The 13,624-nt window shown below is 60.1% G+C and carries 12 protein-coding genes; 6 read left to right on the top strand and 6 right to left on the bottom strand.

Annotated features, from left to right (window positions below; all coding sequences use genetic code 11):
• Nucleotides 1-19 precede the first annotated feature (19 nt).
• Together ubiA and IB241_RS08860 are read right to left on the bottom strand one after the other, a co-directional pair.
• Nucleotides 20-910 (bottom strand): 4-hydroxybenzoate octaprenyltransferase, encoded by an 891-nt coding sequence (gene ubiA / locus IB241_RS08865; protein ID WP_192298045.1) that lies wholly within the window; start codon nucleotides 908-910, stop codon nucleotides 20-22.
• The gene (locus tag IB241_RS08860) at nucleotides 910-1,473 is read right to left on the bottom strand and encodes a chorismate--pyruvate lyase family protein (protein ID WP_192298044.1); all 564 of its coding nucleotides are present in this window, start codon (nucleotides 1,471-1,473) and stop codon (nucleotides 910-912) included. The genes ubiA and IB241_RS08860 overlap by 1 nt, the downstream gene beginning before the upstream one ends.
• A 196-nt stretch (nucleotides 1,474-1,669) precedes the next feature.
• Here IB241_RS08860 and IB241_RS08855 point away from each other — a divergent pair, with 196 nt between their 5' ends.
• The 6 genes from IB241_RS08855 (at nucleotide 1,670) to IB241_RS08830 (ending at nucleotide 5,961) form a co-directional block, all read left to right on the top strand.
• Complete coding sequence (locus IB241_RS08855; RefSeq protein WP_003213373.1) at nucleotides 1,670-1,837, top strand: rubredoxin; 168 nt, start codon at nucleotides 1,670-1,672, stop codon at nucleotides 1,835-1,837.
• A 36-nt stretch (nucleotides 1,838-1,873) separates the two neighbouring features.
• Nucleotides 1,874-3,022, top strand: coding sequence for an NAD(P)/FAD-dependent oxidoreductase (locus tag IB241_RS08850; protein WP_192298043.1), 1,149 nt, complete (start codon nucleotides 1,874-1,876; stop codon nucleotides 3,020-3,022).
• A 191-nt stretch (nucleotides 3,023-3,213) separates the two neighbouring features.
• A complete protein-coding gene (locus IB241_RS08845; protein ID WP_003213368.1) occupies nucleotides 3,214-3,489 on the top strand; it encodes an HU family DNA-binding protein in 276 nt (91 codons plus the stop codon).
• Between the two features lie 177 nt (nucleotides 3,490-3,666).
• On the top strand, nucleotides 3,667-4,101 hold the full coding sequence (locus IB241_RS08840) for a DUF1795 domain-containing protein (protein ID WP_192298042.1): 435 nt from the start codon (nucleotides 3,667-3,669) through the stop codon (nucleotides 4,099-4,101).
• Between the two features lie 43 nt (nucleotides 4,102-4,144).
• A complete protein-coding gene (locus IB241_RS08835; protein ID WP_192298041.1) occupies nucleotides 4,145-5,431 on the top strand; it encodes a PAAR domain-containing protein in 1,287 nt (428 codons plus the stop codon).
• Nucleotides 5,428-5,961: a hypothetical protein gene (locus IB241_RS08830; RefSeq protein ID WP_192298040.1), complete on the top strand. Its 534-nt coding sequence runs from the start codon at nucleotides 5,428-5,430 to the stop codon at nucleotides 5,959-5,961. Before IB241_RS08835 ends, IB241_RS08830 begins: the two co-directional genes overlap by 4 nt.
• 80 nt (nucleotides 5,962-6,041) lie before the next feature.
• Here IB241_RS08830 and IB241_RS08825 read toward each other — a convergent pair whose 3' ends face one another.
• From IB241_RS08825 to IB241_RS08810, 4 genes are read right to left on the bottom strand one after another with little or no spacing between them, the layout of a single operon-like run.
• A complete protein-coding gene (locus IB241_RS08825) occupies nucleotides 6,042-6,641 on the bottom strand; it encodes a hypothetical protein (RefSeq protein ID WP_192298039.1) in 600 nt (199 codons plus the stop codon).
• 19 nt (nucleotides 6,642-6,660) lie between these two features.
• Complete coding sequence (locus IB241_RS08820) at nucleotides 6,661-11,109, bottom strand: RHS repeat-associated core domain-containing protein (RefSeq protein WP_225595363.1); 4,449 nt, start codon at nucleotides 11,107-11,109, stop codon at nucleotides 6,661-6,663.
• Nucleotides 11,110-11,121: 12 nt separating this feature from the next.
• Complete coding sequence (locus IB241_RS08815) at nucleotides 11,122-11,553, bottom strand: DcrB-related protein (RefSeq protein WP_192298038.1); 432 nt, start codon at nucleotides 11,551-11,553, stop codon at nucleotides 11,122-11,124.
• Nucleotides 11,554-11,568: 15 nt separating this feature from the next.
• Complete coding sequence (locus tag IB241_RS08810) at nucleotides 11,569-13,509, bottom strand: type VI secretion system Vgr family protein (protein ID WP_192298037.1); 1,941 nt, start codon at nucleotides 13,507-13,509, stop codon at nucleotides 11,569-11,571.
• Nucleotides 13,510-13,624 lie beyond the last annotated feature (115 nt).

The raw sequence follows: 13,624 nt of genomic DNA, 5'->3' as shown, positions 1-13,624 counted from the left end.
TCACTACAAAAAATGGCACTTAGCGAAACCCGTAATCCAACACAATCCCGACAAAAATCGCCAACCCCGCCCAGTGGTTGTGCAAAAACGCCTTGAAGCACTTCATCCGATCCCTGTCCCGCGTGTACCAGAACTCCCACGCAAAACAGCCCGCCGCGGCCAGCAGCCCCAGGTGGAACCAGCCCCCCAGCTCAAACCGCGCCCCGGCCAGCAACAGGCACGCCAGCGCCAGCCCTTGCAGGGTCAGGATAATCACGCGATCGGCATCGCCGAACAGAATGGCGGTGGATTTCACGCCGATCTTCAAGTCGTCATCGCGGTCGGTCATTGCGTAATACGTGTCGTAACCCACCGTCCACAGCAGGTTCGCGATGTAGAGCAGCCAGGCAGTGGCAGGCAGGCTGCCGGTCTCGGCGGTGAACGCCATCGGCATGCCCCAGGAAAACGCCGCGCCCAGCACCACCTGCGGGTAATAGGTATAGCGCTTCATGAACGGGTAGCTCGCCGCCAGGGCCAGGCCGCCCAGGGACAGCAGGATGGTGGTGGCGTTGGTCAGCAACACCAGCAGGAAACTGATGCCCATCAGCACCGCGAAAAACACCAGCGCCTCTTTCGAACTGATCTTGCCGCTCACCAGCGGGCGTTGCTCGGTGCGTTTCACATGGCCGTCGACCTTGCGGTCGGCCCAGTCATTGATCACGCAACCGCCGGCGCGGGTCAGCACCACGCCGAGTACGAAAATCACGATATTGATGAAGGACGGCGAACCCTTGCCGGCAATCCACAACGCCCACAGCGTCGGCCACAGCAGCAGGTAGATGCCGATGGGCTTGTCCATGCGGGTCAGTTGAATGAAATCCCAGGCCCTGGGGTTCAAGCGGTTCAGGGACTTGAGCAGGCGTTGATACATCAGCAGTTCTCCGGATGGGCGTGCAACGCGTGCCAGAAGTTCGGCAGGAAGATTTCCGCGACCAGAATGCTCAGCGCGCCGCGATCGAAGCGCGAGCGACGGCCCCACAGCCCGTCGGCCTGATCCGCGGTGGGCAGCCATTGGCGCGGGTAGTGGCACACCTCGATGGCTTGGCGGGTGAACGCCTGGTCGCAAAACAGCAATTCGCCCAGCGAGCGGCTGCCCAGTTCATCCATGTGCAAACCGTCGCCCTGCAATGCGCTGCGCGACGCCACGCTGCGGGCAAACACCCACGGCTGGCCGTGCCCGCGTAAATACACTTCGCGCACCCAGCCGACGCTGGCAGGGGCCAGTTCAAGGGCGGCGCATTCGTCGTCACGCAGCGGCTGCCAGCCCTCGAACAGCGGTGTCACGCTGAAACCGTCGTTGGACAGCCACGTCAGCCGGCGCGTCAGCGAGTCTTCGTTGAACAGCCAGTTGACGGTCAGGGGCGCAGGCATGGGGGACAGAAGGCTCTGGGTCAGCCATTGGCAAGCATCGGGCAGGGCGATTGAGTGCGGCACGGTGAGTCAGTATTGGCAGCCAAAGAGGCGGCGAGCTTACCATGGCATCCCGGGATTTTGCCGGGCCGGCCCTGCCGTTTGCGTCGATCATGCTTGCATCTGCACGCCCCGATCAGTACAAAACGCCCTGAGCCGTGCGGCAATGCTGGATCTATCGACCGTCGGCCAAGATGCCTGGACCCTGAGGAAGCAAGTAATGAAGAAGTGGCAATGTGTAGTCTGCGGCCTGATCTACGACGAAAAGGACGGCTGGCCGGATGACGGCATCGCGCCGGGCACCCTGTGGCAAGACGTCCCGGAAGACTGGCTGTGCCCTGACTGCGGCGTGGGCAAGATGGATTTCGAAATGATCGAAATCGGTTAATTTTTAAGCAAAGAAACGTACTACAAGGAGAAAGGAATGAACGCACCTGTCGTGATCATCGGCACAGGGTTGGCCGGTTACAACCTGGCCCGGGAGTTTCGCAAGCTCGACAGCGAGACCCCATTGCTGCTGATCACCGCCGATGACGGGCGTTCCTACTCCAAGCCCATGCTCTCCACCGGCTTTGGCAAGAACAAGGAAGCCGATGGCCTGAGCATGGCCGAACCCGGCGCCATGGCCGAGCAACTCAAGGCTGAAGTGCGCACCCACACCCGCGTCAGCGGTATCGACCCGGGCCACAAGCGCCTGTGGATCGGCGAGGAAGCGGTGGCCTATCGCGACCTGATCCTGGCCTGGGGCGCCGAGACCGTGCGTGTGCCGGTGGAAGGCGACGCCGCCGAGCTGATATTCCCGATCAACGACCTTGAAGACTACGCACGCTTTCGTGCCGCCGCTGCCGGCAAGCGCCGGGTGTTGCTGCTTGGCGCAGGTCTGATTGGCTGTGAGTTTGCCAACGACCTGATCCTTGGCGGCTACGAAGTCGAACTGGTGGCCCCGTGCGAGCAAGTCATGCCGACCCTGCTGCACCCGGCTGCGGCCGCTGCGGTACAGGCCGGGCTGGAAGGGCTCGGTGCGCGTTTCCACCTGGGCCCGGTGCTCAACCGCCTGCAGCGCGGTGCTGATGGGCTGGAAGCGCACCTGTCGGACGGTGAAGTGATCCACTGCGACCTGGTGGTCTCTGCCATCGGCCTGCGCCCACGGGTAGACCTGGCCGCTGCCGCCGGTTTGCAGACCAATCGTGGCGTCACGGTGGACCGCCACCTCAAGACCTCCCACGCCAATATCTATGCCCTGGGCGACTGCGCCGAGGTCGATGGCCTGAACCTGCTGTACGTGATGCCACTGATGAGCTGCGCCCGCGCCCTGGCCCAGACCCTGGTCGGCAATGCCACGGCGGTCAGCTACGGGCCGATGCCGATCACCGTGAAAACCCCGATCTGCCCGCTGGTGGTCTCGCCGCCGCCACGGGGCAGCGAAGGCGTATGGAGTGTCGAAGGCCAGGGCGCCGACATCAAGGCGCTGTGCCGCGACGCCAGCGGTCGCCTGCTGGGTTACGCGCTGACCGGTGGCGCCGTGATGGAAAAACTGGCGCTCAACAAAGAACTCCCGCCATTGTTGGCGTAAATACCAGTCGTTCTGTCGGAATCAGCACGTTCCTATCCCCAGAAAGGTCGCCGCGAGACTGGCGCGGCGTCCTAGGGCATGCCATCCTCACTCCCGTCTGCCGCAGAGTAGAGCCTGCGGCGCTTTGGGCGCTGCTCCGTTAGAGAGCAGCACGGACATAACAACAAAAAACCGTCAAAGAGGCTTCATTTATGCGTAAACCAGAACTCGCAGCCGCCATCGCTGAAAAAGCGGATCTCACCAAAGAACAGGCCAACCGCGTCCTCAACGCCGTTCTCGAAGAAATCACCGGCGCCCTGCACCGCAAGGACAGCGTCACCCTGGTTGGCTTCGGCACCTTCCTGCAACGTCACCGCGGCGCCCGCACCGGCAAGAACCCACAGACCGGCGAGCCAGTGAAGATCAAGGCGAGCAACACCGTTGCGTTCAAGCCGGGCAAGTCGCTCAAAGACAGCGTCAACCCGTAACAGCGGTAGCGCCTCGAAGGGAGGTGGGGTGGTAGAAAAGATGGGCACGCCGACTGGGTTGGGTGCCCATTTTTTGTGGGACCGGGTCAGGGTATCGCCCTCGGCTTGATTGTTGTGAAGCATTACTCGACTATTTGCGCCTTCCCGAGTCACTCATGTCCATGGAAAGCGATCACTGTGACCCTCTACAGAATTCAAGAAGCAGACCTCGAAATCCCTGATACCTGGCAGGACCAGAGTATCAATATCTTCAAGCTGCCAGCTGTTGGCAGCGCCAAGGAAGCCAGCTTTGTCATCAGTCGTGATGCCTCCCAAGGTGATGCGACCTTCGCGGATTACATCGACAAGCAAGTGCAAAGCGCCGAGCAGCAATTGCCGGAGTTCAAGTTGATCCAGCGCTGGGACACGGTGCTGCATGGACATGCCGCCACACTGGTGGATTACACCTGGAAGCGGGAAGGGCGCGAGCTGATGTTGCGCCAGATGTTTATTGAGCGAAAACCGGCCGTGCTGATTACCACACTGACGACCACGCCGGGTGACCTGGCGTCTCACGAGACGGCCTGGAAAATCGCCATGAGCAGCCTGAAGCCCCTTGTGTCTGGCGCCTGATTCGCACACGGCAGCGGTTTAACCCATACGGTAGATACACGCAATGGATGCGCAAGCAGCAGCCCGCTTGGGTGATGAAATAGCCCACGGATTCGGCGTCGCTGCAATGCTGGCGGGCGCAGTCGCAGGTGCATTGATCGGTGCCGCGGTGATCGCAGCGACAGTTGCCACGGGTGGACTGGCAGTGGCAATCATGGCCGGCTCAGTCGCGGCGGGTGGGCTGTCGATGTTCCAGGTCGTCAAGGGCTTGAGTACCATTTTCAACCTGCCCGAGCCCACGACAGGGGCACTGGTGGCGGGCAGTTTCAACGTCTATATCAACGGCCTCAATGCGATGCGCGCCGGTGAGGATATTGCCTCCTCCTGCACTGGGCTGCCGATGAATCACCCGGTTTGGCCCTTCCCGGTTTTGATCGCCGAAGGCAGTGCCACCGTGTTTATCAACGGCAAGCCGGCAGCACGCCTGCACAGCAAAATGGTGTGCGGTGCCCATATCAAGAGTGGCAGCCCCAATACCTTTATCGGTGGGCCAACCGTCTCGGTCGCCTTTGTGCTGGATATCGAGGGCTGGATGCATACCGGGTTTGAAGCCTTGGGCATCCTGGCCATGGGTGGCGCTGCGATCCTGGCGGCGATGGCCGGGCTGGCTGCCCTGGCCGGGTTCGTGGTAATCGGCGGCGCGGTGATGGGCGGTATGGCGTTGCTGGGCGACCTGGGGGATCGTTTGGGCCCAGGCTATCGGGACTTGCTGCAAGGGGTTGCCGGCATGGCGCTTCTGGGGCTTGGGCCGAAAATGGCAAAAATCGGCACGACCCCCAAGGTGCGGTTCAAGCCGGGTTATACCCAAGACGACATCATGGCGATTCCCCAGTACAGTCGACCGAATCCTGCCGACTATCTTGAGGGTTCTTATATCTCCAAGCACCTCAAGGTGTTTCAGGATGAAGGGGGGGCGTTCCTCTTCACGCCGGATGATATCGCCAACCCGATGTACACAACATTCAGTCCGTCCAAGTACGTCATGGCGAAGTCGGACCTGCACGGCGTTGTCGGCGAATTCAAAAAGACCGGCGACCTTGCGGTCCTGGAAAAGGCCCTGGGTTATGACCCTGGCACCTTTACCGGCAAAGAAATTTATATGATGGACCTGAACAATCCCAAGGTCGTCATGCCAACCGGTAATGAACGCGGAGCCAACTCACTCTGGCGCCCCGGTGGCGTGACCCATCCTGGCGGGATGCGTGAGGCGGTGCTGGACAATGTGGGCATTCCACACGGCAACGACATCAATTTCCTGCTCGCGAACCCCGATGTAGTGAGAATCCAATGAGTGCCAATTTAGATAATGTGCTGCTGCTTGCCCTGGCGAATAACGACCTGGATAAGTTCCTGGTGGGCGAACCGTTCTACTTTCAAGAAGCCAAGAGCGACAACGACGAGCCACAGAATGTGGTCGCAGCGTTCGATCTGTTGGTGGTGCGCTATTGGCAAGAGACCCGCGACCCGCAATTCCCAGGCGGCTTCGTCGCGGCCTTGCTTAAAATCCTCGCGACTTACCCTGATCGAAATCGGGCGATTTACGCGGCGGCAGTGTGGGTGTGGTACTACCGTTTTTGCCTGAGCAAAAAGCGCACGAACCCCGATGGTCTGTATGCCGACCTGTTCGAGGTCGACATGGGTGCCGTGGCAGTGGCCCTGCAGAAGCAGCTGGAACGCAACAAGGCTGCCCTTGTCGGCGATACCCGCTGGGCGGGCGCTGGCTGGAATAGCCAGAACGGCCTGTGGGGGCCGTTGATGCGTACTGCGCTGGTGGTTCGGGACAAACTGGGTGGGCCCGACTTCGTCCCCGCCAACATCTGATGTCGCGAATGACCATGGACGGTCAGGACGCTTGTCCCACGCCGACTGGGCTGTGCCTTTTTTGTGGGGTCTGACCTGACTCAGCCGTAGAAGTAGTCAAAAAAGCGTTGGTAATTTTCCTCGCCCAGTAACGGGCCGACTTCCTTGTTGAGTAGCTTAACGAATTTGCTGGAGAGCTCATCGTCGTCGTTGTAGATATCAAAAATGTCGAATTTTCCATGGACGATCTCGACAGTCTTGGCGAAGGCCAGCAGAAAATCCGCAAGAGAGTCGGCAATCTTGAAAGGCGCCATGGCATCGTAACTCGCCAATACGGGTGTGCCTGGAATATCGGTAACTGCGATAACCGGCTTGCCACCACCGATGTCATCCATGAAAACCAGATGTTGTGCCGGCCAATTTCCATTCAACTCAGTCTTGCTGGATTCGCCTGCCCACTTGTAACCGACCTGACCATCTTCCAATGCGTCCAAGCTGAAAAAGCGGATGGGGGTCAAACCTGTTTCGATTTCTACATCGACAGGCTCGCAAAAGTCGTAAAAGTAGTCCGTCTCAGAGGAGCGAGGCAGGGTTTGTGGCCATTTGCCGTTTGCCTGGCCGTTTTTTTCGAAGCTCCCTTCGATGTCAAATTTCTTGTGGATGCGGCGCAATTCTTTAAAGGCGTTATCGAGGGCGCTCATGTTCTTCTCCAATGGAAACCTATTTACCGCAGCCGGGTTTTGTAGCGGGTGTTCTGGCTCGGTCGATCAATCGGCCTTTGCCTGCGTTGGCGTAATTCTTCCTGTGCCCTTGCGGGCTGTTCAAGTGTTCGTCAATGCCACTTGGATGGTTCGCGTTTTGCAAGAACACAATGTTCCTTGGGTCACCTTTCCAGGCTTTGCCCAATGCACCGTTACCTTCGACGCTGTTGATGTGGTGGCCGGTGTAGCCTGCTTTGGACATCAAAGAATTCAAGCGTGCGTTGCTCTTGGTATTTTTGATCAACTCACGCTCATGGTCCGCCCAGTCTCTTGAGCCGCCACCGCGGGTCACAAGCTCCCGCTCTTCTCCCCAAGCCCGATTGATGGCTGTGCCACGACCACCAGCCTTGGGTGTCACGGAATCTTTGGGCTTGTACCGTACCAAATCCTTCGGGTTCAGGCCGTAGGGGTCGATCCACGTCAGCGGATTCGTTGAATACAGATAAAGATTCAGCCCCCCGGCGAGGCCAATGGGGTCAGGCGTAGTGAAGCGGCCGATATCCGGATCGTAGAAGCGGAAAATGTTGTGATGCAGGCCAGTTTCCCGATCCAGATACTGCCCCTGGAACCGCAGGTTCTGCTCTTCAATGTAGTAAGGCTCACGCGTTTCTCGAACGGTGTTTCCCCAGACCTGATAGCTGGCTTGCCAGACTGTCTGGCCTTCTGCTTCCGAAAGCAACTCGGGCAGCCCGTTCATGTCATTGTGGTAATAGCGCACTTTTTGCTGGGCGCCTGTCCCGTCAACCCTGGCCAGGGGTTCGTGACCTTCGTCACCGTAGATATAAAGACTGGTCTGCGCATGTTTGTGCTCTTGCACCAACCGCAGCCCATCCCATGTGAAGCGAGTTTCACTCAGTAAATGGCCATTTGCGTCGTGGGTTGTTTTGGATGTTCGTCGGCCAAGAGGGTCGTAGGACATGCGGACGACTGATCGCTGCGTGCCCTGTTCATTTCGTACCTCAATCAAGCGATGTTCAGCGTCATAGGCGAATCGCTGGACGCCGCGTTGGGCACTTCGCTTCTCGACCATGCGGCCGAAACCGTCGTAGCGATAGCGTTTGTCTTGGTATGTCAGGAGCTTGTTGTGTACAACCAGTCCGGCGCCAGCCTGTGGGCCATCGAGCAGGTTGGCAGCGGCGTCATAGGAATAGGTTTCGTGTCGTGCTGCAACATTGTCCTGGCTGGCGATTATTCGGTCGGTTGCATCGTAATGCAGCAACTGGCTGTGCTGACCGCCGGGCCGTTGCTCAAGCTTGCCCACCAAGTTATCGGCGGGGTCATACTCGAACTGTTTGAGTACTGCGTCAGGGAGTACCGATGCCCGGCTGATATGGCCGCGTTCGCGCGAGCGCAATCGGCCGCAGCGATCATAACGCTGGCGTGTACTCAGGTGCCCCTGAGTACGCAGGACTTCGCGGTGTAAGCGGTCGCGCTCAAAGTCGCTGATAACCCGTCCATCGAGGTTTATCTGATGGAGGTGACCGCTGCCGTAGTACAACCGATTGAGCCAGCGCCCGTCGGGTAAGCGAGTCTGGTTGAGGTTTCCCAACTCGTCGTAGCAATGTTGTAAAACACCTGCCCTGGTTTTTTCTTCGACGGTCTGCCCAAGGGCGTCATAAGTGAAGCTGACGGTGTGTTGTTGGCCTGTCTTATGGGTAAACGTGACAGCTTTGAGCTGGTCCAGTAAGTCGTAACTGTATTCCGTACGCCCGTCATCGGTGACTTTGACCACCATTCGTCCCGCCGCGTCGCGTTCAAAGTCATGCACGATGGATGGTTCGGGCACCGCCGTTACTACTGCCAGGCCACTGCCGACTGGTGCTGCAACCGCCTCCATGCGTGAAATGTTGTTCAGTGCGTCGTAGTCATAGCGGCGGATACTGCCATCCAGATCCTGTTGCTCGGAGACACGATCATTGGCGTCCCATTCGAAACGGTATTGTTCACCGTTTTCGTTGGTCAACGTACGCAGGCGGCCATAGCTGTCATAGGCAAAACTGACCTGTCGGCCGTGCGCATCGACGCGCTCGCGGACCTGCCCCTTACGGTTGCGCTGATAGTGTGTGGAGTGGCCGGCAAAGTCGGTATGTGCAACCAGTTGGCCGCTGCCGTCGCGTTGGAAATATTCAGTACGCCCATCTGGAAGTTGAGTACTCAGCACTCGGCCTTGGGCGTCGTGTACAAACGAGGTGCGCTCACCCAGTGCATCAATGATGACCTGTAAATAACCTCTCTCGTCGTAGCTGAAGCGCGTCGGGTAACCGGAGCAGTCAATGTGTTCAATGAGCTGGCCGAACGGATTCCAGCGTAGCCGTTTGCTTTTGCCGGTGGCGTCGATGATCTCTACCGGTTGCCCGTGACTATCGTAGCGATACCTCGTGACATGCCCTAGCGGGTCGGTCTCGACGGTACAGTTACCCCGTGCGTCGTAACGTGAACGCCAGGTGTTGCCCTCGCAGTCGGTCACCGATACCGGCAAGGCCCAATGCTCCAGCCACAACGTCGAATCGCTGCGCCCCAACGGGTCACTCTCGCCGATCAGATTACCGGCTTCGTCATAGCTGTATTCATAACGCCCGCCCTGCGGGTCGGTGGCGCTGAGCAATTGGCGTTCGTCGTTCCACTCGAACAGCCAGGTCTGGCCGAGGTTGTCGCTGTACTGGATGATCTGGTGCTGCGTGTTCCACAGGCGGGTGCTGACCCGCTGCAAACCGTCGGTGATGCGCGTGAGGCCGGCCTGCAAGTCATAGTCGAACTGGTAAGTGTCGCCTTCATCGGTCCAATGCCGGACCACACGCCATTCCAGGTTTTCAACCAACGCCCATTCGTAAAAACACCGTAACCCGGTCGGCAGTTGATGCTCGACCATCCGGCGGCCGTTGTCGTAGGCAAAACGCCGTTGCACCTGGCCGGTCGCGTCGCTTACTTGCGCCAGGCTCCCGGCCATGTCATAGCCGTAGCTGACCAGCACTTCACGACGCTGATCGGGATACAAGCGCTCGATGCGCGCCAATTGGCCCTGCTCGCGAACCAGCTCAACCTGCACCAGATCGAACGTATCGCGCAGCCGCACCAAGCGCCCGGCTTCGTCGTAGTCGATGTAGATACGGTTGTCGTTACGATCACCCAGTTGGCTCAGGCGCAGCCGCGACGGGTTGGCCGTAGGCTCGAACAAGCGGTACAAACCATCGTCGCTTTCAATCAGCAACTGCCCATTGAGGTGGCGGCGCACCGCGAGCCCTTCACCGGCGCTGAATACCGCGCCGCCCAAAGCAATCGAGCCCATGTCGATTGCTCGGCCCTGCTCGTCGGTGTAGATCAGCGTTTCGCCACCCTCAGGATGGGGGCGAATGTCGACGCACACTTCGTAAGCCACGCTCCAGCCAGCACCCAACAAGCTGCCCGAGCGTTCATCGCGGCTGTTGTAGAACCGTTGCCAGGCAATCGGCAGGATGCCGGGCAGCACAAAATCCAGCTCCTCGACATCACCCAGCACTTTCGCGCCCGTGGCAGCATGCACCGGGTTCGACGAACCCATCGCCGCATTCGCCATCGCCCCCATCGCGCTGCTGACGGCCATCGACGTCGCGCCGCTGATCAGCATGCACGGCAGCTTGCTGAAGAACTTGCCCTTGCCACCTTTGAGCATCAACAACGCCGTCACCGCCAGCCCGACGCCCGGCGTCTTGCCGCTGCGAATCTCGCGCACCACCACCGAACCGCCGCCAATGGTCACGTTGGACGAGATCAGCCCCGAACCCACCACCGTCGCATCGCACGTACTGCGATCACCGCTGCGCACCGCCGGCTGACCGTTGACCGTGACCTTGTCCGAGCCCTCGGCCAGAAACTGCGGCGGCATCGGCGGGTGCTTCATGCACACCACCAGGTCCAGCGGTTTGGGCACCGCGCCTGGCGCTGGCGTAGCGACCGTCGGGCGCCACATCTGTGAGAAGAAACTCTCGGCCATGTCCAGGTAACCGGGCTCTGGTGCGGGTTCTTCCAGCTCGGTACCGGCCGGCGCGACGTGGGAGCTGATCGCCCCGGCAGCGCGGGCGGCGGGGATGTTATTGGTCAGGGTGTTGGTGGAACCGGTGAGAATGTTCGCCTGCACCGTGGGCGGAAACAGGGCGTTGCTAAAGCTCTCGCATAAATTCGACAGGCCTTTGTCCGCCCCCGTCTTGCTCATGGCCAGCCCGACAATCGTGCCCACCACCGCGCCCAGCAGGAAGCAGCCAAGCCCGCCAGTGGCCACGGTGATGCCGGTGGCGGCCACCACCGCTGCGGTCGCCACGGCGGTGATCGCAATATTGGCCGCCACCTCCAGCACACCGCCGAGGATGTCGGCCATCATCGACGTGTGGGCAAGCGCGTCGCCCATGCGGGCCGCCCATAGCGCGTCAGCCATGCAGGCGGCTCATCAATGGGCCTCGAACGACAGCGATTGCTTGATCAAGGCCCAATGCGCGGCCTCGGCATCGCCGAGCTTTTCGGCTTTCACATAGCTCAACGCGAGCATCTTGCGCGTGCCCGGCAACACCAGCGCCAATTGGTACTGGAACACCTTGTCATTGCCCTTGTTGAACTGGCTGCGCAACTCGATGCCTTCGATCTCTTGAGCCGCGCCCAAACGCACGACTGTGCTCGGCTGGCAGCGCAAATCCTGCACCTGTTGTTCCAGGCGCTTGAGCTGGTCGGCGAAGTTGCTGTGCAGGGTTTCGTCCTCGGCCAAGAGGCTGCGACTGATGATCAGGGAAGTGCCCAGTTCAGGGAACTTGAGGATATTGATCGTGGCGTCCTGCAACTCGGCGGCCGGTAGTTGGAACTGGAATTCGTTGATTCGGTACGTCATCGCAAACAGGCCTCGTCAGGAGCTTTTGGGCGTTGGGAACGCGGCTTTGATATTGGCGTCGATGCTGGCTTTCACGCCCTGGCCATCGGGTGTTGCGCCGGGGCCGCCGCCGTTGTTCAGGTGCAGCACGCCGCCGGTGTTGAACTCGGCATCGCCGCTGGCGTAGAAGCTGATCTGCACGCCCGTGAGGTTGATCTGCCCGCTGGCGTTCAACTCCAGGATGCTTTCACCGCACACCAGGCGCAGGTTTTCGCCCACTTCAATGACGTAGCTCTGGCTGATGCTGTCGGTCTTGCGCTGGCCCACCGAGAGGATGTCTTCCTGCTTGACGATACGCAGGCGGTTGTTGCCGATGGTCACCGTCTCGTTGTGGCCGATGCTCTTGTTACGGTCATGCCCCACCGAGTGGCTCTCATCCACCTCCACCACGATGTCCTGATTGCGCTCGGCGTGGATGTACAACTGCTCCAGCCCCTTCTTGTCCTCCATGCGGATTTCATTGAAGTTGGCCGGCGTGCCACCCTTGCTGGAGCGGCTTTTCATGCCGCTTTGCGTGGCGTTCTGCGGCAAGTCGTAAGGCACCGTCTGCTCAGCGTTGTACACCCGCCCGGTGATGATCGGCCGGTCGGGATCACCTTCCAGAAAACTCACAATCACTTCCTGGCCGATCCGCGGGATCTGCATCGAACCCCAGTTCTTGCCGGCCCAGGATTGCGACACGCGAATCCAGCACGAGCTGTTCTCGTTGGATTGGTCGTGACGGTCCCAGTAGAAGTGCACCTTCACCCGGCCGTACTGGTCGGTCCAGATTTCTTCGCCCTTGGGCCCGACCACCAACGCGGTCTGCGGGCCTTTGACGATGGGCCGGTAGGTGCTCGCCAGTGGGCGGAAGCTTTGCTGGGCATCGATGCAGGTCAGGCTGCTGCTGAACTGCGCCTCGCCCGAGCCGCCGCCACTTTCCAGGCTCTCCTGGGTGATGTGGTAGCGGACGCCGACGATCAGGTATTCGCGGTTCTGGTCCTGGCGGCTGAAGCCGGTGAGGCTGAACAAATGCCCGGAGCCCAGGCCCCGCGCATTGCCGCTGAATTCGATCTGCTCGTGCAGGGTTTGCAGGGCTTCGATGCGGGTGCGCGCATAGTGTTCGCCGTCCTGGCTTTGCACGTAGGTGCCGGGGTAGTCGTACAGCGGGTAATCACCGGCAGTGTGCGGACGCGGCATCGCCGAGCGCACCTCGATGCTCGCGCTGGGGCGCTGGAAGTCGTAGTCGTTGAGCTCCAGCGAACCGGGCTGCACCTCCTGCGCCAGGTGCCAGTTGTACATATGGTCGCGTTCGCGCTGCTGCTCGTCCTTGGGGTAATACGGAATCGACGCGTAGCCCGGCACCGTGGTGTGCGCGCCATAGGCGTCGGCCAGCACGAGCACGTGACGGTCCTGCTCGTGGCGGAAGAAGTAGTAGATGCCTTCCTGTTCCATCAGGCGGCTGACGAAATCGAAGCTGGTCTCGCGGTACTGCACGCAGTATTCCCACTCGCGATACGGCCGGCTCAGGGCGTCTTCGAAATCGGAAAAACCCAGGTCGCGAAACACCTGCTTGATGATCTGCGGGATGCTCAGGTTCTGGAAAATCCGGCAGTCCGAGGTGCGGGTCAGCAGCCAGAACCATGGGCGCAACACCACTTGGTAACTGGCGAACTGGCCCTGGTCGATGTCCTGGCTGCACCGCGCAACGATGCCGTGGAAATGCCGCTCACCGCCGTCCGCCAATTGCACGCCCACGCTCATGGGCTTGCCGAGCAGCTGGTTGAGGTCGATGTTGGCGTCCAGGGACGTCAGTTGCAGCTCATAGTTGAACAGCCGGCCCAACTCCTCACCGCCGCCCATTCCGTTGAGCAGCAGCACATCCGGCCCGAGGGGGCTGGTGATTTTGGCCAGGCGTGAGGCTTGGTTAAAAAGCATCGGTTAACCCGTAAATGTCGTTATGTCTGACGAAACCGCATCAAAATGTGGGAGCGGGCTTGCTCGCGAAGGCAGTGAATCAGTCGCCGGTTGTGTCAACTGACACACCGCTTTC

This window comes from Pseudomonas sp. PDM05 (assembly GCF_014851685.1).
GTDB lineage: Bacteria > Pseudomonadota > Gammaproteobacteria > Pseudomonadales > Pseudomonadaceae > Aquipseudomonas.
Note: the sequence above shows the minus strand (reverse complement) of the source record. Positions and strands in the feature narration are given on the sequence as shown.

Excerpts from the sequence above, each read along its gene's own strand:
- ubiA (WP_192298045.1), bottom strand. The coding sequence starts at position 910 with ATGTATCAACGCCTGCTCAAGTCCCTGAACCGCTTGAACCCCAGGGCC.
- IB241_RS08855 (WP_003213373.1), top strand. The coding sequence starts at position 1,670 with ATGAAGAAGTGGCAATGTGTAGTCTGCGGCCTGATCTACGACGAAAAG.
- IB241_RS08850 (WP_192298043.1), top strand. The coding sequence starts at position 1,874 with ATGAACGCACCTGTCGTGATCATCGGCACAGGGTTGGCCGGTTACAAC.
- IB241_RS08845 (WP_003213368.1), top strand. The coding sequence starts at position 3,214 with ATGCGTAAACCAGAACTCGCAGCCGCCATCGCTGAAAAAGCGGATCTC.
- IB241_RS08835 (WP_192298041.1), top strand. The coding sequence starts at position 4,145 with ATGGATGCGCAAGCAGCAGCCCGCTTGGGTGATGAAATAGCCCACGGA.
- IB241_RS08830 (WP_192298040.1), top strand. The coding sequence starts at position 5,428 with ATGAGTGCCAATTTAGATAATGTGCTGCTGCTTGCCCTGGCGAATAAC.
- IB241_RS08825 (WP_192298039.1), bottom strand. The coding sequence starts at position 6,641 with ATGAGCGCCCTCGATAACGCCTTTAAAGAATTGCGCCGCATCCACAAG.
- IB241_RS08820 (WP_225595363.1), bottom strand. The coding sequence starts at position 11,109 with ATGGCTGACGCGCTATGGGCGGCCCGCATGGGCGACGCGCTTGCCCAC.
- IB241_RS08815 (WP_192298038.1), bottom strand. The coding sequence starts at position 11,553 with ATGACGTACCGAATCAACGAATTCCAGTTCCAACTACCGGCCGCCGAG.
- IB241_RS08810 (WP_192298037.1), bottom strand. The coding sequence starts at position 13,509 with ATGCTTTTTAACCAAGCCTCACGCCTGGCCAAAATCACCAGCCCCCTC.